The organism is Amycolatopsis sp. lyj-23 (assembly GCF_046549135.1).
GTDB lineage: Bacteria > Actinomycetota > Actinomycetes > Mycobacteriales > Pseudonocardiaceae > Amycolatopsis.
The window spans coordinates 386779-405927 of the sequence record NZ_JAJPWN010000005.1; the positions used below are offsets into that span (position 1 = coordinate 386779).

The following is a 19149-nucleotide window of genomic DNA, read 5'->3' on the forward strand; positions in this document are numbered from 1 at the left end:
TCACTTCCAGCGGAAGTGCACGAACACCCGGCCGAAGTTGTCCTTGTCCTTCTCCACCCGGTGGTACAGCGCCTTGACGTCCTTGCGCTCGAGGAACCGCAGCACGTGCTTCTTGAGCTGGCCCGAGCCCTTGCCGGGGATGATCTCGACGAGCGGCGCCTTCTTGGCGACGGCCTCGTCGATGATCGCGCGCAGGGCCCGGTCGATCTCGCCGCCGCGGTTGTAGATGTCGTGCAGGTCCAGTTTCAGCTTCACAGCGCCTGCCACCAGCCGTCCACCGCCGGGGGCTCGGCGACGTCGATGCGCTCGCCGGGGCGCGGGATCGCCAGCGGGAGGTCCGCCTCCTTCGCCTCGCTCCACACCCGGTCGGCCGGCTCGCCCCACGGGTGCATCGCCAGCTGGAACGTCGCCCAGTGCACCGGGACCAGCAGCTTCGCCCGGACGTCCAGACCCGCCGCGACGCCCTCCTCCGGCGTCATGTGGATGTCCGGCCAGTGCGGGGCGTACGCGCCGATCTGGATCAGGGCCGCGTCGAACGGGCCGTGCGCCGCGCCGATCGCCGCGAACCCGTCGAAGTAGCCCGTGTCGCCGCTGTAGAACACCCGGTGCTCCGGCCCCAGCAGCGCCCACGACGTCCACAGCGTGTCGTCGTTCGTGATGCCGCGGCCGGAGAAGTGCTGGGCGGGCGTCGCGACGAACCGGACGCCGGCCACCGTTGCCTCCTCGTGCCAGTCGAGCTCGATGATCCGGCCCGCCGGGACGTGCCAGCGTTCGAGGTGCGCGCCCACCCCGAGCGGGACGAGGAACGGCGCATCGGAGGAGCTGACGAGCGCGCGGACCGTGGCCAGGTCCAGGTGGTCGTAGTGGTCGTGCGAGATCACCACCGCGTCGATCCGGCCCAGCGCCGACAGCGGCACCGGCGGCTCGTGCAGCCGCCGCGGGCCGGCGAACGCCGCGGGGGAGACGCGGTCGCTCCACACCGGGTCGAGCAGCACGCGGGCGCCGTCCAGCTCCACCAGCACCGACGCGTGGCCGTACCAGGTCAGGTGCAGGCCGTCCGCCGACTCGGCGGGCGCGGCCGCGACCAGCGGCACCGCGCCGGCCGGTTTGCGCAGCTCACGGTGCTCGCCGAAGAACATCTCGCGGAAGATGGTCCGCATCGACGCCGCTGTCATCGGGAGCCGCGGCGCCGCGTTGCGGAACACCTTGCCGTCGAACTGCGGCGAGGAGCGCACCCGCTCGGCCCGCGCGCCGGTGGCCTTCGCGCCGAACGCCGCCGGCAGGTCGCGCAGGGCCGCGATCGTCTTCCTCATGCCCCGAGTCTACGAACGGTTCCTGAGAGGCGCCCCAGCTTCATGCAGGTGGGTGAGCGCCTGCCGGTAGGACTCGACGAGGCTCGTCTGCAGGTACGGGACGCCCAGCTCGGCGCAGTAGGCCTGGACGATCGGCTGCGCCCGCCGCAGGTGCGGCGACGGCATGCTCGGGAACAGGTGGTGTTCGATCTGGTAGTTGAGCCCGCCGAGGGCGACGTCGGTGACGAGGCCGCCGCGGACGTTGCGCGAGGTGAGCACCTGCTTGCGGAGGAAGTCGAGCTCGGGGCGCCCGGTGAGCGTCGGCATGCCCTTGTGGTTGGGCGCGAAGATCGATCCCATGTAGACACCCCACAGTCCTTGGTGGACGGCGAAGAACAGCAGGGCCATGCCGGGGGAGAGCACGGTGAACAGCGCACCGGAGTAGAGGACGAAGTGCGCGGCGAGCAGCGCGGCTTCGGTCTTCCGGTACCGCAGCCCCGGCCTGCGGACCGCGCGCAGGCCCGACCAGTGCAGGTTCAGGCCTTCGAGGGTGAGCAGCGGGAAGAAGAGGAACGCCTGGTACCGCCCGATGAACCGCGGCACCCCGCGGCTGGCGCGCGCCTGGTCCTTCGACCAGACGAGGATGTCCGGATCGACGTCGGGGTCGAGTTCCTCGTGGTTGGGGTTGGCGTGGTGGCGGGTGTGCTTGTCCATCCACCAGCCGTAGCTCATCCCGATCCCGAGGTTCCCGGCGGCCATCCCGGCGATTTCGGCGGGCCGCCGTCGCCGGAAGACCTGCTTGTGCGCGAGATCGTGCGAGAGCAACGCGATCTGCCCGAACATGACGGCCATGAACCCCGCGACGGCGAGCTGCCACCAGGAGTTCCCGAGGAGGCCGAAGGCCACCCAGCCCGCGGCGAACAACCCGGCGACGACGGCGATCCGGAGGGTGTAGTACCCGGGCCGCCGGGCCATGAGGCCGGCGGCGGCGATGCGGTGGCTCAGCCGGGCGAAGTCGCTGCCGACGTGGTGCTCTGTGGTGGTCACACCCCGAGTCTTCGCGGGTCGGGCGTCGGCGGGAATCCGGTGCGCTCGACGGACTTTCCGGGGGCCAGCCCTACCGGCCGCGCTGGTATACAGCGCTCGGTCAGGACGCGATGTACTCCGCGAGGTGCTTCCCCGTCAACGTCTTCTTCCGCGCCTTCACCAGCTGCGCCGGCGTCCCCTCGAACACGACCCGCCCGCCGTCGTGGCCCGCGCCCGGTCCCAGGTCGACGATCCAGTCCGCGTGCGCCATCACCGCCTGGTGGTGCTCGATCACGATCACCGACTTGCCCGCGTCGACCAGCCGGTCCAGCAGGCCGAGCAGCTGCTCGACGTCCGCCAGGTGCAGGCCCGCCGTCGGCTCGTCCAGCACGTACACCCCGCCCTGCTCCGCCATGTGCGTCGCCAGCTTGATCCGCTGCCGCTCGCCGCCGGACAGCGTCGTCAACGGCTGGCCCAGCGTCAGGTAACCGAGGCCGACGTCGGACAGGTGGGTCAGGATCTTGTGCGCCGCCGGCAGTGCCGCGTCACCGGACGAGAAGAATTCCAATGCCGAAGACACCGGCATCGCGAGTACCTCGCTGATGTCCTTCCCGCCGAAGGTGTACTCCAGCACGTCGGCGTTGAACCGCTTGCCCTCGCACACCTCGCACGGCGTCGCGGTGCCCGCCATGATCCCCAGGTCCGTGTACACGACTCCGGCGCCGTTGCAGTTCGGGCACGCGCCTTCGGAATTCGCGCTGAACAGCGCCGGCTTCACGCCGTTGGCCTTGGCGAACGCCTTACGGATCGGCTCCAGCAGGCCCGTGTACGTCGCCGGGTTGCTCCGGCGCGAGCCGCGGATGCCGGTCTGGTCGACCGTCACCACGCCCTCGCCGCCGGACACCGAACCGTGGATCAGCGAGCTCTTGCCCGAACCCGCCACCCCGGTCACCACCACCAGCACCCCGAGCGGGATGTCGACGTCGACGTCCTGCAGGTTGTGCGTCGACGCGCCGCGCACCTCGAGGAACCCCGACGGCTCACGCACCGACGGCTTCAGCGACGCCCGGTCGTCCAGGTGCCGCCCGGTCAGCGTCTTGCTCTTCCTGAGACCGTCCACAGTGCCCTCGAAGACGATCTCGCCGCCGTCGGTGCCGGCGCGCGGGCCGAGGTCGACGACGTGGTCGGCGATCGCGATCGCCTCCGGCTTGTGCTCCACGACCAGCACCGTGTTGCCCTTGTCGCGCAGCTGCAGCAGCAGCTCGTTCATGCGCCGGATGTCGTGCGGGTGCAGGCCGATCGTCGGCTCGTCGAAGACGTACGTGACGTCGGTGAGCGACGACCCGAGGTGCCGGATCATCTTGGTGCGCTGGGCTTCCCCGCCCGAGAGCGTCCCGGAGGGACGGTCGAGCGAGAGGTAGCCGAGCCCGATCTCGACGAACGAGTCGAGCGTGTGCTTCAGCGCGTCCAGCAGCGGCGCCACTGACGGCTCGGACAGCTTCCCGACCCACGCGGCGAGGTCGCTGATCTGCATCGCGCACGCGTCGGCGATGCTGATCCCGCCGATCTTCGACGACCGCGCTTCCGCCGACAGCCGCGTGCCGTCGCAGTCCGGGCACGTCTGGAACGTCACCGCCCGCTCGACGAACGCGCGGATGTGCGGCTGCATCGCGTCGACGTCCTTGGACAGGAACGACTTCTGGATTGCCGGCACCAGCCCCGAGTAGGTCAGGTTGATGCCCTCGACCTTGATCTTCGTCGGTTCCTTGTAGACGAGGTCGTTGAACTGCTTCTTGGTGAACTTCTTGATCGGCTTGTCCGGGTCGAAGAAGCCGGAGCCGCGGAAGATGCGGCCGTACCAGCCTTCCATGCTGTAGCCCGGGATCGTGATCGCGCCTTCGTTGAGCGACTTGTTCTCGTCGAACAGCGCGGTGAGGTCGATGTCGTTGACCTTGCCGCGGCCCTCGCAGCGCGGGCACATGCCGCCGGTGATGCTGAAGCTGCGGCGTTCCTTGACCTGCCGTCCGCCCTTTTCGATCGTGACCGCGCCCGCGCCGCTGATCGAGGCGACGTTGAACGAAAACGCCTGCGGCGAACCGATGTGCGGCGTCCCGAGCCGGCTGAACAGGATGCGCAGCATCGCGTTGGCGTCGGTGGCGGTGCCGACGGTGGAGTGCGGGTTGGCGCCCATCCGCTCCTGGTCGACGATGATCGCGGTGGTGATCCCGTCGAGGACGTCGACGTCGGGCCGGGCCAGCGTCGGCATGAACCCCTGCACGAAGGTGCTGTAGGTCTCGTTGATCAGCCGCTGCGACTCGGCGGCGATCGTGCTGAACACCAGCGAGCTCTTGCCGGATCCGGAGACCCCGGTGAACACCGTCAGCCGCCGCTTGGGCAGCTCGACGCTGACGTCCTTGAGGTTGTTGACGCGCGCGCCGTGGACGCGGATCAGGTCGTGGCCGTCGGCCACGTGCGGCGCGGTCTTCCCCGTGGGCTTGCTCATCGGTGTGCTCCAGTGGTCGTTCGGGCGGCGCGGTTCACGCTACTTCCGGCCCGGCCGCCCGGGCTTCTCGATTCCTGACGGCTCCGGCGGCCCGCCGGTAGGCGTGTGGCGTAAGGCCGTAGGCGTCCCGGAACCGGCGGACGAACAGCGCGACGGGCAGGCCCACCGCGCTCGCCAGCGCTTCGACGTCCAGGGGCGCGGCGTGCTCGCGGTCGATGCGGTCGCGGACGCGGCGCAGCAGCACCAGCTCGCGGAGGTGGCGCTGCGCGGCGGCCTGCAGGCTCAGGCACATGCCGGGCTCAGCGCAGTTCCTGGATGCGGAGCAGGTTGCCGGCGGGGTCGCGGAAGGAGCAGTCGCGGATGCCGTAGGGCTGCTCGACCGGCTCCTGGACGACTTCGGCGTTGCCCGCCTCGAGCTTGGCGAACAGCGCGTCGAGGTCCTTGGTGGCGAGGTTGACCCCGGCGTAGGTGCCCTTGGCCATCATCTCGTTGATCATGCGGCGCTCGTCGTCGGTCAGGCCGGGCGTCGCGGCCACCGGCGTCAGCACGATCGCGGTGTCCGGCTGGTTCGGCGGGCCGACGGTGATCCACTGCATGTCGCCGTACTTGACGTTCTGGCGGACCTCGAAGCCGAGGAGGTCGCGGTAGAAGGCGAGCGACGCTTCCGGGTCCGTGTGCGGGAGGAAGCTCGAGTGAATGGTGACGTCCATGGTGGTCACCCTAGGTGGCCGCCGACGGCCGCGCTTCTCGATTCCTGATCGGTCTGGTGACCTGCTTGGCGACGCACGGCGGCATCCCGACGGTGGCCTCGGCCTGCTGTTCCCGGTAGACGCTCGGCGGCATCCCGACCAGCTCGGCGAACCGCGTGCTGAAGGTGCCCAGCGACGAGAAGCCGACGGTGAAGCAGACCTCGGTGACGCTCAGTTCGCCCGTGCGCAGCAGGGCCATCGCCCGTTCGATCCGCCGCGTCATCAGGTACGAATACGGTGACTCGCCGTAGGCGCGGCGGAACTGCCGGCTGAGGTGCCCGGCGGACATGTTCACGCCACGGGCCAGCGCCTCGACGTCGAGGGGCTGGGCGTACTCCCGGTCGATCCGGTCCCGGACGCGCCGCAGCAGCGCGAGGTCGCGCAGGTACTGGGCCGTCGCGGGCGAGCTGGTCACGGTTGAATCGTGCCACAGGGTGGCGGGGACGGGGGCCGGTTCGTCCGGTCGGGCCGGGTGCGTACCCGGAGGGTCGGCTCGCGTACCTGGAGGGTCGGGCTGCGTACCCGGACGGTCGGGCTGCGTGCCTGGAGGGTCGGGTGTCAGGGGAGGGCGGACCGGAGGGTGTCGCGGAGCCACTGCTGGGCTGGGTCGGCGTCCAGCCGGGCGTGCCAGGACAGGCGGACCTCCAGCTCCGGCAGGTCCGCCGGGACCGGGAACCAGCGGAGGCCGAGCGGGCCGGCGCACTGCTCGGCGAGGCGCTGCGGCAGCAGCCCCACGTACGGGCTCGAAGCGATCACCAGCACGGCCACCGCGGCCGTGGGGACGACGGCGGCGACGTGGCGGTGCAGGCCCGCCGCGGCGAGGACGTCGTCCAGCGGGCCGCGGGCCAGTCCGCGGCGGGACGCCGACACGTGCGGGTGACCGCACAACTGCGCCAGGGTCGGCCGTCGGTGCCGGGCCAGCGGGCTGTCCGCGCGCACGGCGGCCACCAGGCGCTCGCGGTACAGCACGGCGGTGCGGATGTCGGGCGCCGCGTGCCCGCCGACGCCGATGTCCAGGTCGACCGAGCCGTCGCGGAGGGCGTCGGTGCTCTCGCTGCCTTCGGCCACGAACCGCAGGGTGACGCCCGGAGCGGCCTCCGCCGTGGCCTCGGCCGCCGCGGTCGCCAGGGTTGCGGCCACGCCGTCGTTGATGCGGATCGTGAAGGTGCGCTCGAGCCCGGCGAGCGAGAAGTCGGTGTTGACCAGGGCCGCGGCCTCCTCCAGCAGCGAGCGCACCCGCGGTGCCGTGCGCAGCGCGAACGGCGTCGGCGCCAGCCCGCGACCGGCGCGCACCAGGATCGGGTCGCCCATCGCCCGGCGCAGCCGGCCCAGCGCGCGGCTGGTCGCCGGGATCGAGAGGTGGAGGCGCTCGGCCGCCGCCGTCACGCTGCCGTCACGCAGGAGCGCGTCGAACACCCGCAGGAGGTTGAGGTCGAGCTGCTCGGGCACAGTTGCAGCATACGCAAATGTGCGTTACCGAAGTTGCGTCGCGTGCAGCAGTCCGCCGTCCCTACCGTCGGGCCCATGACCACTCAGCTTCGCGAACCGACGTCCGGCCGGACGTCGCAGCGCGGTCTCCTCACCCTCATGTGCGCCGCGGTGGTGCTCGTCGTCGGGATGGTCGCCGCGATCAACCTCGCCGTCCCGCTGCTCGGCGCGAGCGCGCTGCAGCCGTCCGCGCCGGCCCTGGTGTGGATCGTCGACACCTACGTGGTCGTGTTCGCCTGCCTGGTGATCCCCGCCGGGGCCGCGGGCGACCGGTTCGGCCGCAAGGGCGTCCTGCTGACCGGGCTCGGGCTGTTCGCCGCGGGCACGCTGCTGTCGGCACTGGCCCCGGGCGTCGCCGTGCTGCTCGCGGGCCGGGCGCTGACCGGGATCGGCGCGGCCGCCGTGCTGCCCAACTCCCTCGCCGTGCTCCTGCACGCCGTCCCGGCCGCCCGCAAGCCGGCGACCATCGCCACCTGGGCGTCGATGACCGGCATCGGCGGGGTCGCCGGCAACGTCGGCGGCGGCCTGGTGCTGACCGCCGGGTCGTGGCGCTGGCTGTTCGCCGCGGCCGCGGGTGTCGCGCTGGTGCTCGCCGCACTGGTCGCCCGCTTCGCGCCGGTGTCCTCCCGCCACGACCGGCGGCTCGGGCCCGTGGCGGCGACGCTGCTGACCGGCGCGTCGGTCGCGCTGCTGGTCGCGATCGTCCAGGGTCCGGAGGCGGGCTGGGGCAGCGTGGTCGTCGTGACCGGGTTCGCCGGGGCGGCCGTGCTGTTCGCGGCCTGGGTGGGCACCGAGCTGCGTTCGAAGCACCCGCTGCTGGACCCGCGGCTGTTCCGGGACCCGCGCCTGCGCAGCGCGTGCCTCGGGCTGACCGCGATCTTCTTCGGCATGTTCGCGCTGTTCTACGTCAACGCGTCGTTCCTCCAGTACGCCAAGGGGTTCGGCGTGCTGGCGACGGGACTCGGGATCGTCCCGCTGACGGTCCCGGTGATCCTCGGCGGACGGCACGCCGGGCGCCTGGCCGGGTGGATCGGCCTGGACGCGACGATCGCGTGCGCGTTCGCGTGCGTCGGCGGCGGCCTGCTCGGACTGTCCACGAGCGACCCGGCGACCCCGTACGGCGGCTACGCGGCCTGGCTCGTCGTGACCGGAATCGGCGTGACGCTGGCGTTGCCGACGCTGTCGGGCGTGATCGCGGGTGCCCTGCCGCCGGACCAGGCCGGGGTCGGCACGGGGTTGCAGGCGACCACCCGGGAGTTCGGGAGCGCGCTCGGCGTCGCGGTGATCAGCACGGTGTCAACGGCGAGGTTCGCCGCCGCCCTGCCGCCGGAGGCTCGCGGGGCGCACACGGTGGCGGAGGCCCTCGCCCGGGCGCCTCGGGCGTCGGAGGTCGTCACGGCGTTCGTCGCCGGGACGGACGCGGGGCTGCGGGTCACCGGGGTGGCGGTGCTCGTCCTCGGGGGTCTCGTCGTGGGGGAGTCGTGGTGGTCGCGGCGCTCCCGGTGAGGGCCGTCTTGGTTCTCCGTGCGCCCGGGGGTGTGACCGGGGTCGGTTTCGGGCGGTGGGGAGGGGCATCTCGCGTGATCGGGGAGGCATCTCGCGTGTCCGGAGGGGCATCACGCGTGTTCGGAGGGGAATCTCGCGTGACCGGGGGCGGGACTCGCGTGATTGGGGGCGTGACTCGCGTGATTGGGAACGGGACTCGTGTGCCCGGAGGGTCGGCTTGCGTGCCTGGAGGGTCGGGTTGCGTACCTGGACGGTCGGCTCGCGTGACCGGAGGCGTGACTCGCGTGATTGGGAACGGGACTCGTGTGCCCGGAGGGTCGGCTTGCGTGCCTGGAGGGTCGGGTTGCGTACCTGGACGGTCGGCTCGCGTGATTGGGGGCGGGACTTGCGTGGGTGGGGGCCGTCCCGGGGGTTCCCGTGCCTCCGGGACGGCCCTGCACCGGTGCAAGACCGTGGTGTTCCTTCCGGCGGCATACCCGTCCACCGGAACGACCGCCACGGCCCGTGCGCCCCGGCGAAGTGATCCGCCGCGGCGCTCGACCCCGGGCCCCCGCCCGGTGTGCCGGAAGAAGGTCACCCCGGGGGCGTCGGGTTCCCTCGGGATGACCTTCTCCTGGCCCGCCGGGCGCTCGTGTCCTCACAACCCCCTTTCGGGGGTCCGGGTGGCGAAGCCCCCGGCTCGGGGCGGAGTCCCGGGTGTCACGGACGCGAGGCGGGCTGGGGGACGCTGGGGCCGGTCACCACACCACCCAGCCGCGGAGGGGGTGTGGTGACCGGCAAGGGACGGGAGGCCGCCGCGCGCAGCCCCGTCCCGGCTTCGCTACCTCCCCATCGGGATGGCCATCGTCGGCAGGGCCGCCCCGGGCTGCGCGGCGAACGCCGTGGTGGGCAGCGCCTGCGCGGGGAACGCCGTCGTCGGGATGTCGTTGGCGAACTCGCTCTCGAACTCGCGCTCGAAGGCCTGGTGGTCGAAGCCGCTGTCGAACTCCGGCGGCACGTCGGCCGCCAGCGCGGCGAGCGACGGCTCGACCACCGGCACCTCCGGGGCGGGCGCGGGCTCCGGCTCGGGCACGTAGTCGGGGGCGGGCAGCCGCCGGTCCAGCTCGGCCATCCAGTTGAGCATCGCCCGCGGTTTGTCCCACGACGAGATGCCGACGAGCCGTCCGTCGCGGATGAAGCCGGTGATGCCGTCGGCCAGCGTCACGGTGTCCTCGGCCAGCGACGGCATCCCGCACATCTGCAGCCGGGTGTCGTACAGCGTCGACCAGGCGCGGGGGAGCGGGGTGAACGGCCGCGCGCTGGACTGGCCCATCAGCAGGTTCTCCGCCGCGTGCCGGGCCGACTCGACGGCGTTGATCCAGTGCTCGACCCGCCGCGGGGTCTCGTCGAACCGCAGGTTCGGCCAGCGCGCGATGTCGCCGGCGATGACGACGTCGGAGGCGCCTTCGGCGAACAGCTTCGAGTCGCAGAGCACGCCGTCGCTGATGTCCAGGCCGGAGCCGCGCATCCAGTCCACCGACGGGACGCTGCCGATGGCGAGCACGACGACGCTGGCGACCAGCAGCTGGTTGTTCGTCAGGTGCAGCCCGACGGTGTCCTTGGTGCTGATCCAGTGCCGGACTTCGCTGCGCATGGCCAGGTTCGCCCGGTGCTCGTGGTGGGCCTCGACGACGCCGCTGGAGACGCGGTCGCCGAAGCGGTGCAGCGGGGCCTTCGCGTGCCCGATCAGGGTGACGTCCCGGCCGATGTGCCGCATGCTCGCGGCGAACTCGTTGCCGATCAGCCCGGCGCCGATCACGACGGCCGGCTTCTTGCTGGCGTTGAGGCAGCGCCGCACCGCCATCGAGTCCTCGACCGTGCGCAGGATCCGCACGCGCGGGTCGTGCCGCGGCGCCCCGGGCAGGTGCCGCGGGTAGACGCCGGTCGCGGCGATCAGGCCGTCGTACCAGAGGGATTCGCCGCCGGGCAGGTGCACGACCCGCTCGGTGGTGTCGAGGTGCGTCACGCGCGCCCCGAGCCGCCAGTGCACGTCGAGGTCCGGCAGGTAGTGCGAAAGGCCCACGTCGCTGGGCCGTTCGGTCCCCATCACCAGCGCCTTGGACACCATCGGGCGGTGGTACGGGCGCCGCGCCTCGTCGCCGATGAGCACGATCTCGCCGTCGAAGTTCAGTTCCCGCAAGCGTTCCGCGGCACGCAGCCCGGCGACGCCCGCACCGACGATGACGATCCGGTCGCCGTCAGCCATCGAGGTCCCCTCTCATCACGACCGCCTGCATCGGGCAGCAGCGGGCGGCCATCTTCGCCTGTTCAATGGTGGTTTCGTCCAGCAGCCGCGTGTGGAAGCGCAGCCGGCCGTCCTGGCCGAGGTCGAACACGTCCGGCGCCTCCATGGCGCAGATGCCGTAGAGCTCGCACCGGTCGTTGTCGACGCTGATCCGGGGGCCGCCCCCGGGCAAGCGGAAGGGCATCTCAGGCCACCTGCTCTTCCACGAGTCCGATGCGTTCCAGGGTCCGGGCCGGCATGAAGCGCAGCATCGACACCGTCACGGCCGGGACGAGCAGCGTGATGCCGCCCAGCCAGGTCACCGAGAGGTGGCCGTTGGCGATGGCGCCGAACCAGGAGTGGACGGCGATCAGCCCGACCGCCGGGTACGCGCAGCGGTGCAGCCACAGCCAGCGCCGGTAGGAGGTGAAGCGCTGCAGGCCGGCGGTGAGGAAGATGGCGAACATGACCTCGAAGCCGATGATGCCCGCGATGTGGCGGGGTTCCTGGCCGGAGCCGAACGGGACGAACATGTAGGCGAAGCTGTACGGCGCCACCGTCAGGTACGTGAAGCCCAGCGCGTGGACGAGGCCGAAGATGATCGTCGCGGTGGCGAGCACCATGTGGGTGCTGCGCAGACCCTTGCGGCCGGTGACCGAGCGGATCCAGCCGGTCGCGGTGAGCACGCCCCAGGTGAGTGTCAGCATCGTCGCCGCGTAGGACGTCCGTGCGGCGAAGGCCGCGAGCCCGCGGGCCGCCGGGTCGGTCTTCGGCTGGAACTGCTGGGTGAGGAAGATGGTTGCGTCGTGCCACGTCTCAACCATGGCTACCCCCGGTTCTCGCGGTGGCCGGGCGGGACGCCCTGGCGCGGCCGCGGTTGCTCTTGATCTGGCGCAGCACGTAGAACAACCCGCCACCGACCAGCAGGAACAGCGCTCCGACCACGGCGAGCTGGGACGTGTCGAGACCGAGCTGGATGCCGGTGGGCGCCGCGGTGGTGGAGACGACCGGCGCGGGCAGCGCGGTGTAGTCGACCATCCCGGTGCTCTCGAGCATCGTCATGTGCCGCATCACGGCCTGGTTGCCGACGGTGGCGAAGGCCCGCACGTCGTCGTTGCGGGTGCCGGCCCGCAGCTGCGCGAGGATGGCGAACACCTGGCCGTGCGCCGCCCGCAGCCGGTTGGCGAAGACGCGGTCGAACTCCGGGCCGGGGGCGGCGGCCATCTCTTCGGCCAGCCAGCCGCGCTGTTCGTCGGACGGCTGGTCGGGGACCGGCGAGTTGAGCTTCTGCGAGAGCGCGCGGGTGGCGACGTCGAGGCGGCCGTGGTCCATCATGATCGCGAAGCCGACCTTCTGGACGATCGGGCTGCCCTTCTGCATGGCCATCATGCCCGAGGGCATCTCCCACAGGCCGGCCTGGCGGACCTTGGTCAGCAGCACCGCGTCGGTGTCGGACACCGAGTTCACGGCGCCGGTCTGGGCGAGCGAGGTGTAGCCCGGTGCGAGCAGCGTCAGCACCGCGACCAGCACGAACAGGATGCGGACCAGCGTCCGGGAGCGCTCGAGGACCGACGGCGGGTCGAAGCCGACCCCGGCGAGCTCAGACGCCGAACGCATTTTGCCTCCACTCGTCCTGGGTCAACGTGATCTTCTTGCCGTCCGGGGCGATCGGGTACCACGCCTGGTCCGCGCCCTGCCCGGACGTGTCGGCCGGCTCGCTGTCGCCGGTGAAGTGGTACAGCGGCCAGCCGGCCAGGGTGAGCTGCTGGGACCCGTCGTCGCGGGTGATCTCGCCGATCAGCGACTGGTCGACGTCGATCGGGGCCAGGTTGCCGCCGGCCTTGACCGGGATCCACTTGGCGGCGCACGCGTCGGTGCAGTTCGACCGCGAGGGCTTGGGGGTGTCGCGGTCGTACCGGTAGATCGTGTACCCGGTCCCGTCGACGAGCATGAGCCCCAGGTCGAACGTCTTCGCGGCCCTGAGCTGGTTCTTCGCCGGGTTGTTGGGGTCGGCGGAGATGCCCTGCGGCATCGGCAGGACGACCTGGCCCTGCTGCATGCCGGGCATCTGCATCCCGGCGCCGCCGGCGGCGTACCCGCCACCCGGGGTGGTGGCCGCGCCGGCGGTACAGGCAGTGAGCAAAGCGAGTGCGGAGAGGCACACGGCGGCGGGGACCACCGGGCGGGGAATGCGGATCACTGCTCCTCCGTGGGGCATGACTACGCGCTGTTGCCGGTAGTGCAACGGAAAAGGGCGCGAAAGATCCACAGTGGACATTCGGTCCGGAGTGGATGCGGAGCGTTGCGGGGGACAACGCCTGGTCGGGGTCTTCGGTAGGGGATACGGACACGGTCCGGAAACGGTTCAAAAAAGTTTTGCTCCCGGTTTGGGCTCGGAAGTACTGGACGCCGGGCCTCCGGCACACCAGGATGTCCCGCGTGGGACGGCACACCCGAGCGCTGAGGTCCGTCGGAGACCCCGAGGCCGTCGAGCCCGGCGACGGCTCCGATGACCTGGCGAAGGCGCTCTACCAGGAGTTCGGCGGGTCCCTCATGGCGTTCGCGCTGCGCCTGACCGGCCACGACCGGCAGTGGGCCGAGGACGTCGTGCAGGAGACCCTGATCAAGGCGTGGCGGAACGCCGACAAGCTCGACCGCCAGCCGGAGATGCTGCGCGCCTGGTTGTTCACCGTCGCCCGGCGCACCGTCATCGACGGCTGGCGCAGCCGCAGCGTCCGGCCCCAGGAGCTCGAGGAGATCGAGTCCGACGCGATCGCGGTGTCCGACGAATCGGACCGGACACTCGCCGCGATGATCGTTTACGAGGCGCTGCAGGGGCTTTCGCCCGAGCAGCGCGAGGCCATCCAGCAGACCTACCTGCGCGACCGGACCGTGAACGAGGTCGCGGCCACCCTCGGCGTGCCGCCCGGCACCGTCAAGTCCCGCATCCACCACGCCGTCCGCGCGCTGCGCCGGGCCTTGCGGGAGCGGGGGTGAACTGAGCGTGGCCGGATCCGCACACACCGACGTCGCCGCCTACGTGCTGGGCGTCCTCAGCGAGGCCGAGAACACCCAGTTCGAAGCCCACCTGATGAACTGCCCGCACTGCCAGCTCGACCTGATCGAGCTCTACCAGCTGCCGGACGTGCTCGACCTGGTGAAGCGCAGCTGGCCGGAGCCGCCGATGCCGGCGCCCGGCCCGCGGACCCTCTCGCCCGGCCCCCGGGTGCTGCGCGGCCTCATGGAAGAAGCCGCCGTCAAGCGCCGCCGCCGTCGCCGGATCGGCATCCTCGCCGGGGCCGCGGCCGCGGCGGCGGTGATCGCCGGCCCGCTGGTGACGCTGGCGGTCCGGCCGGCCGACGCCGTCCCGCCCGCTTCGCTCGCCGCGCCGGGTGGCAAGCAGCCGCCGCCGGCGACGAGCGTCCCGGCGACGTCGACCCCGCCGCCCGGCGGTGCCCAGGGCCAGCCCGGCGGCGGCCAGACCTACGGCCGCGGCAGCGGCGGGTCCGCCGTGAGCGCCCTCGTCACCGTTTCGCCGGTGGAGTGGGGCAGCCGCGTCGAGCTCGAACTGCGCGGGATCGTCGGACCGGTGAAGTGCCAGCTGGTCGCCGTGCCGGCCACCGGCGCCGAGCGCGTCGTCTCCAGCTGGTCGGTGCCGCCCAAGGGGTTCGGCATCCCCGGCTCGCCCGAACCGCTGCGGCTGCAGGGTTCGGTGTCGCTGGCCATGGACCAGATCAGCCGGTTCGAGGTCCGCGGCGAGGACGGCACCGTCCTCGTGGTCGTCCAGCGCTGAATCTCTTTCTTTCCTCTGGAATGCCATGACCTGGGTGAATGCTGCCCGGTTGCGTTCCGGCAGATAACGAACAGATAACGGGCCGGTCGCTTTTGAACCTCGCGCCGCCCGGGTCCGTATCCCCCAATGCATCCCCCGATGCGTCCCGACAGCCGGAACCGCAAGCCTCTCCAACGGGTTCCGCGATCTCGAGCTCAATCAACGGTAGTTCTTGCCCGGGCTGCCGCGCTGGTGGCGCGCGCCCGGAATAACGAACGAGGTGAACTAGTCTATGGCCCGGAATTCTCGGTCCCCCGTGACGGGCAAGCACCGCGTTGCCCGCCGAACCAAGATCGCGATGGGTGCGATCGGCCTGGCGATCGCCGTCGGCGCACTCGCCGTCGCGGTCACCGCGGGCCGCACGGGCGAGGCCAGCGCGGACCCCGCGGACCCGTCGTTCTTCATCGACATCAACAAGGTTCCCGCCGGCAACAACGTCAACGCGGCCTTGAAGAAGAAGGGCGCCCAGGGCTCCTTCACCGTCAACTGCGGAACCAACGCCGACGGCGCGCACCAGAACCCGGACAACTTCATCGCCCAGCCCGGGATCAAGAACGGCGCCCAGCACCTGCACGACTACGTCGGCAACAAGACCACCAACGCCGACTCGACCCTCAAGAGCCTGCTCGCCGGCGGGACCACCTGCAGGAACGGTGACAAGTCGGCCTACTTCTGGCCGGTCATCCGCATCGACCGCGGTGACAAGGAAGCGGCGCAGCAGAAGAACCAGCAGGCCCAGCAGCAGCAGAAGGGCAAGACGGGCGACGTCCAGCAGGACAAGAGCGCCCAGGACGCCCAGGACGCGCAGGACCAGCGCAACAGCCAGGGGCAGGGCGGTGGCCGCTCGGGCCGCAGCGCGCAGCAGCAGGGTGACCAGAGCCAGAACCAGGACGGTCAGCAGCAGCGTCGGCAGCGCAACCAGGACCAGAACAACCAGCAGGACCAGAACAACCAGAACAACCAGCAGGACAAGCAGGGCCAGAACCAGCAGCAGGACAAGAACAACCAGAACCAGAACCAGGCCAACCAGAACCAGGGCCAGCAGCAGGACCAGCTCGGCGGCATCCAGGGCGCGAACAAGGAGGTCGGCGACAACGACGGCACGATCATCGAGCCGGAGTCGGCGACGCTGAAGTTCATCGGCGGTGGCGCGCGGGACGTCGTCGCGATGCCGCTCGGCCTGCGGATCCTCTACGGTGACGCCAAGCAGAGCACCAACGGCCCGAAGAACGCCCGGCCGAGCTGGACCTGCACCGGGTTCGAGGACCGGCTGACCGACCTGTACCCGATCTGCCCGAAGGGCAGCAAGGTGGAGCGGATCCACGCCTTCCCGAACTGCTGGGACGGCAAGAACACCGACAGCAAGGACCACCGCAGCCACATCGTCTTCGCCGACCAGCAGGGCAAGTGCCCGCAGGGGTTCAAGAACGTGCCGCAGCTGCAGGTGACGCTGGTGTACAACGTCCCGCAGGACGTCCAGCAGAACGGTGAGTACAAAGTGGACGCCTTCGCCCAGGAGAAGCACAACCCGCGTTCCGACCACGACGACTTCGCGAACGTGATGAGCCGGCAGATCATGGGCCGGCTGGTCAACTGCATCAACTCCGGCCGGGCCTGCGCCGAATAGCCGTTCCGTCACTGCTGCAAGCGGGAAGGAGAATCCGTCGTGAACCGTGCTCGCCCGGCCGTTGCCGCGCCGCTCGCCGTTGCCGGACTCGCGCTGGTCGCGGCCTGCGGGACCAACCCGTACGCCGCTTCCGGTGCCGTCCAGCCGGTGGTGCTCGGCGCGCAGCCGCAGCCGGCGAGCGCGGTTCCGGCCGGCTCCGCGACCCAGCTGATTTCGTCCACAGTGGACGGGCTGGGCCCGGTGCTGGCCGACGCCGAAGGGCACACCCTCTACCGGTACGCGAAGGACACGGCCGAGCCGTCGAAGTCGACTTGCGCCGGCCCGTGCGCGACGACGTGGCCCCCGCTGGTGTCCGACGGCCCGGCGCTCGCCGCCGGGGCCGGCAGCGGGCTGGTCGGCGAGGTCACCCGGCCCGACGGCCGCAAGCAGGTGACGGTCGCCGGCTGGCCGGTCTACCGGTACGCGAAGGACACGGGCCCGGGCATCGCGCTCGGCCGCGACGTCGCGGACTGGGCACCGATCACACCGGCGGGCGGCAAGGCGGTCGCGGAGCGGCCCACGCTCGGCACGACGCAGATCGGCGGCCTCGGACCGGTGGTCACGGACAACGGCGGCCGCACGCTGTACCTGTTCACCCCGGACGGCCGCGGTGCCGGGAAGTCCACTTGCGACGGACCCTGCGCGCAGAAGTGGCCCCCGCTGCTCGCGGACGGCCGCACCACAGCGGCGGACGGCATCGACCCGGGCCTGCTCGGCCGCATCCGCCGCCCGGACGGCACCACCCAGGTGACGCTCGGCGGCTGGCCGGTGTACCGCTACGCCCAGGACAAGAGCCCGGGCGAGGCGAACGGCCACGGCACGGGCGGCACGTGGTACGCACTGGAACCCAACGGCTGCAAGGCGGACCCGGCCCGCCGGCCGACGGTCCAGCAGGCATCGGCCCGATCCCCCGGCGGGCACTGACCCGCCCCCAGACCCCGGCCCGGCGGAGACTTCCCTCCACCTCACCCCCCGAAATCCGCCGGGCCGGCCGCTCCACCACCGCGGGCCCTCCCGCACCCCACCGCTCCACCCACCCGCGGGACCCCCTCCCGCACCACCGCGGGACTCCCTCCCGCACCCCGAAACGCGGGACTTGATCCCGCACCCGAGCCCCGGCCCGGTGGACACTTCCCTCCACCTCACCCCCCAAAGTCCACCGGGCCGGGATTCCTCACCCCCACCGATCCGGTCCAGCCGGATCAGCGAAGGAGGAAAAGGCGGGAGTCGCTCCCGCCCGCGGTTCCGGCCGGTGGACGCTTCCCTCCACCTCACCCCCCATCCACCGCGCCGGAACCCCTTCCCCCAACCCGACCCTCCAGGCACGCACCCCGACCCTCTAGGTACGCAGCCCGACCCTCTAGGTACGCAGCCCGACGTTCCGGGTACGCGAACCGATTTCGAGATGCCCGCCCAATCACGCGTGATGCCTTCCTGATCACGCGAGATGCCCCGCCAATCACGCGCAATACCCGTCCCAGCACACGAGATCCGCGCCCAACCACGTGAGACCCGGTGCGAGTCACGCGAGATCCGGCCCCAATCACGCGAGATCCGCCCCGAAACACGCAAGTTCCGGCCTCGATCACGCGACTGCCGTCCCGGACCACGCCAGACCCGGCCCGGCCACCAACTCCAGCACGAAACCCGGCCCACCGACCGCCCCACGGTCCCCGGCCCCAAGAACCCCGGTCCCGGGGGATGCTTCCCTCCACCTCACCCCCCTCATCCCCCGGACCGGTGAACGCTGCGGTCCCCGTGCTCCGGCACGGGGACCGCGGCCCAGAAGTCCAGCGGCACGCGGCCCGCTCCCCGCCCCGCCGGGTCGAGCAACCGGCCCATCAGCTTGACGCTCCGCAGCGTCACCGCCCGGGCCGTGATCTCCAGCCACGGCAGCTTCGCCGCCAGCTGGGCCTCCACCGCCACGACCTCGTGCTGCGAAGGCAGCCACAGCACCAGCATCAGGTTCGCGTCGCCCGTCAGCGCCGCGCACATCCGGACCTCCGGCACCATCGCCAGCGACCGGGCCGTCGTCTCGAGCTTGTCCGGTGGCACGCGCAGCCACAGCGTCACCGTCACCGGTGCCGGGGACACCGATCGCGCGATTTCGCACCGGACGCGGATCGCGCCGCGGCCCAGCAGGCCCTCCAGGCGGCGGCGCACCGTCGTCGCGCCGACGCCCAGTGAGCCCGCCAACGCCGCCGCCGATGCGCGGGCGTCCGCGCCCAAAGCCAAGACCAGGGCCCGGTCCGCCGCGTCGAATCGCAGCGGGGCGCGGTGACGCGGTGGCTTCGGCGACAACGCCTCGCGCTGACCCGGCGAAATCGCCCGGACCCGCCAGCGGCTGCCCTCGGTGAACATCCGCGGGGACAGCGCCGTCCGTACCCGCGTCACGCCGGGCACCGCCGCCACCCGGTCCGCCACCTGCGCGCCGAGGTCGCGCAGCGACGGTGTGACGACGTGGACCAGCAGGTCGCACGGCCCCGCCACGTACTCGACCGTGGCCACGTGGACGTCCGCGGCCAGCGCGTCCGCCACCGGAAACACCGCCCCCGGCGCGCAGTCGACCGCGACGAACGCCAGCGCCAGCTGTGAGAGCAGCTCGCCGCCGGCGTACGCCGTCAGCCAGGCGTCGCCGCGCTCCACCAGCGCGTCCCAGCGGCGGGCCACCGTCACCGCGCTCAGGCCGAGCGCGTCGCCGAGCGTCGACCACGACGCCCGCGGTGCCGCCTGGAGGGCGTCGGCCAGTTTGAGGTCCTGCTCGGCCAGCATGGCGGATTCTTCGCTCATCAGCCCTCGAAACGGTGGTTCCGGCGATTTTCCC

At 71.7% G+C, this 19149-nt stretch carries 19 protein-coding genes; 5 read left to right on the forward strand and 14 right to left on the reverse strand.

Features of this window, described 5'->3' with window-relative positions; translation table 11 throughout:
• From ACLJPY_RS14480 to ACLJPY_RS14515, 8 genes are all read right to left on the reverse strand, one after another.
• Window positions 1-255 carry a Smr/MutS family protein gene (locus ACLJPY_RS14480; RefSeq protein WP_003092780.1) on the reverse strand — a complete coding sequence of 85 codons (255 nt, stop codon included), beginning with the start codon at window positions 253-255 and terminating at the stop codon, window positions 1-3.
• A complete protein-coding gene (locus ACLJPY_RS14485; protein WP_410588838.1) occupies window positions 252-1313 on the reverse strand; it encodes an MBL fold metallo-hydrolase in 1062 nt (353 codons plus the stop codon). Before ACLJPY_RS14485 ends, ACLJPY_RS14480 begins: the two co-directional genes overlap by 4 nt.
• Window positions 1314-1322: 9 nt before the next feature.
• Window positions 1323-2339, reverse strand: a complete 1017-nt coding sequence (locus ACLJPY_RS14490) for a fatty acid desaturase family protein (RefSeq protein ID WP_410588839.1) — start codon at window positions 2337-2339, stop codon at window positions 1323-1325.
• 100 nt (window positions 2340-2439) lie between these two features.
• Window positions 2440-4821, reverse strand: a complete 2382-nt coding sequence (locus ACLJPY_RS14495) for an ATP-binding cassette domain-containing protein (protein WP_410588840.1) — start codon at window positions 4819-4821, stop codon at window positions 2440-2442.
• A gap of 34 nt (window positions 4822-4855) precedes the next feature.
• A complete protein-coding gene (locus tag ACLJPY_RS14500; protein WP_410588842.1) occupies window positions 4856-5113 on the reverse strand; it encodes a helix-turn-helix transcriptional regulator in 258 nt (85 codons plus the stop codon).
• A gap of 7 nt (window positions 5114-5120) precedes the next feature.
• A complete protein-coding gene (locus ACLJPY_RS14505; protein WP_191315778.1) occupies window positions 5121-5531 on the reverse strand; it encodes a VOC family protein in 411 nt (136 codons plus the stop codon).
• Between the two features lie 10 nt (window positions 5532-5541).
• The gene (locus ACLJPY_RS14510) at window positions 5542-5985 is read right to left on the reverse strand and encodes a helix-turn-helix transcriptional regulator (RefSeq protein WP_410568409.1); all 444 of its coding nucleotides are present in this window, start codon (window positions 5983-5985) and stop codon (window positions 5542-5544) included.
• A gap of 143 nt (window positions 5986-6128) precedes the next feature.
• Window positions 6129-7019 carry a LysR family transcriptional regulator gene (locus tag ACLJPY_RS14515; RefSeq protein ID WP_410588844.1) on the reverse strand — a complete coding sequence of 297 codons (891 nt, stop codon included), beginning with the start codon at window positions 7017-7019 and terminating at the stop codon, window positions 6129-6131.
• A 138-nt stretch (window positions 7020-7157) separates the two neighbouring features.
• On the opposite strand from ACLJPY_RS14515, the gene ACLJPY_RS14520 reads away from it, so the two are divergent.
• Window positions 7158-8564: an MFS transporter gene (locus tag ACLJPY_RS14520; protein ID WP_410589209.1), complete on the forward strand. Its 1407-nt coding sequence runs from the start codon at window positions 7158-7160 to the stop codon at window positions 8562-8564.
• An 820-nt stretch (window positions 8565-9384) separates the two neighbouring features.
• Here the strand turns inward: ACLJPY_RS14520 and ACLJPY_RS14525 are convergent.
• The 5 genes from ACLJPY_RS14525 to ACLJPY_RS14545 are packed head-to-tail and all read right to left on the reverse strand — an operon-like array spanning window position 9385 to window position 13027.
• Window positions 9385-10809: an NAD(P)/FAD-dependent oxidoreductase gene (locus ACLJPY_RS14525; protein ID WP_410588846.1), complete on the reverse strand. Its 1425-nt coding sequence runs from the start codon at window positions 10807-10809 to the stop codon at window positions 9385-9387.
• Complete coding sequence (locus ACLJPY_RS14530; protein ID WP_013224408.1) at window positions 10802-11032, reverse strand: ferredoxin; 231 nt, start codon at window positions 11030-11032, stop codon at window positions 10802-10804. Before ACLJPY_RS14530 ends, ACLJPY_RS14525 begins: the two co-directional genes overlap by 8 nt.
• A gap of 1 nt (window position 11033) precedes the next feature.
• A complete protein-coding gene (locus ACLJPY_RS14535; RefSeq protein WP_410588848.1) occupies window positions 11034-11651 on the reverse strand; it encodes a ferric reductase-like transmembrane domain-containing protein in 618 nt (205 codons plus the stop codon).
• Window positions 11644-12444: a DUF4142 domain-containing protein gene (locus ACLJPY_RS14540; RefSeq protein WP_410588849.1), complete on the reverse strand. Its 801-nt coding sequence runs from the start codon at window positions 12442-12444 to the stop codon at window positions 11644-11646. The genes ACLJPY_RS14535 and ACLJPY_RS14540 overlap by 8 nt, the downstream gene beginning before the upstream one ends.
• Window positions 12428-13027 (reverse strand): hypothetical protein, encoded by a 600-nt coding sequence (locus ACLJPY_RS14545; RefSeq protein ID WP_410588850.1) that lies wholly within the window; start codon window positions 13025-13027, stop codon window positions 12428-12430. The genes ACLJPY_RS14540 and ACLJPY_RS14545 overlap by 17 nt, the downstream gene beginning before the upstream one ends.
• A gap of 239 nt (window positions 13028-13266) precedes the next feature.
• Between ACLJPY_RS14545 and ACLJPY_RS14550 the strand changes: the two genes are divergently transcribed.
• The 4 genes from ACLJPY_RS14550 (at window position 13267) to ACLJPY_RS14565 (ending at window position 17249) form a co-directional block, all read left to right on the forward strand.
• Window positions 13267-13824 (forward strand): sigma-70 family RNA polymerase sigma factor, encoded by a 558-nt coding sequence (locus tag ACLJPY_RS14550; protein ID WP_364286316.1) that lies wholly within the window; start codon window positions 13267-13269, stop codon window positions 13822-13824.
• Between the two features lie 7 nt (window positions 13825-13831).
• The gene (locus tag ACLJPY_RS14555) at window positions 13832-14620 is read left to right on the forward strand and encodes a zf-HC2 domain-containing protein (RefSeq protein WP_410588852.1); all 789 of its coding nucleotides are present in this window, start codon (window positions 13832-13834) and stop codon (window positions 14618-14620) included.
• A gap of 271 nt (window positions 14621-14891) precedes the next feature.
• Window positions 14892-16286 (forward strand): DUF1996 domain-containing protein, encoded by a 1395-nt coding sequence (locus ACLJPY_RS14560; RefSeq protein WP_410588853.1) that lies wholly within the window; start codon window positions 14892-14894, stop codon window positions 16284-16286.
• Between the two features lie 39 nt (window positions 16287-16325).
• Window positions 16326-17249, forward strand: a complete 924-nt coding sequence (locus tag ACLJPY_RS14565) for an SCO0930 family lipoprotein (RefSeq protein WP_410588854.1) — start codon at window positions 16326-16328, stop codon at window positions 17247-17249.
• 801 nt (window positions 17250-18050) lie between these two features.
• Here the strand turns inward: ACLJPY_RS14565 and ACLJPY_RS14570 are convergent.
• Window positions 18051-19115 (reverse strand): Lrp/AsnC family transcriptional regulator, encoded by a 1065-nt coding sequence (locus ACLJPY_RS14570; protein ID WP_410588855.1) that lies wholly within the window; start codon window positions 19113-19115, stop codon window positions 18051-18053.
• Window positions 19116-19149 lie beyond the last annotated feature (34 nt).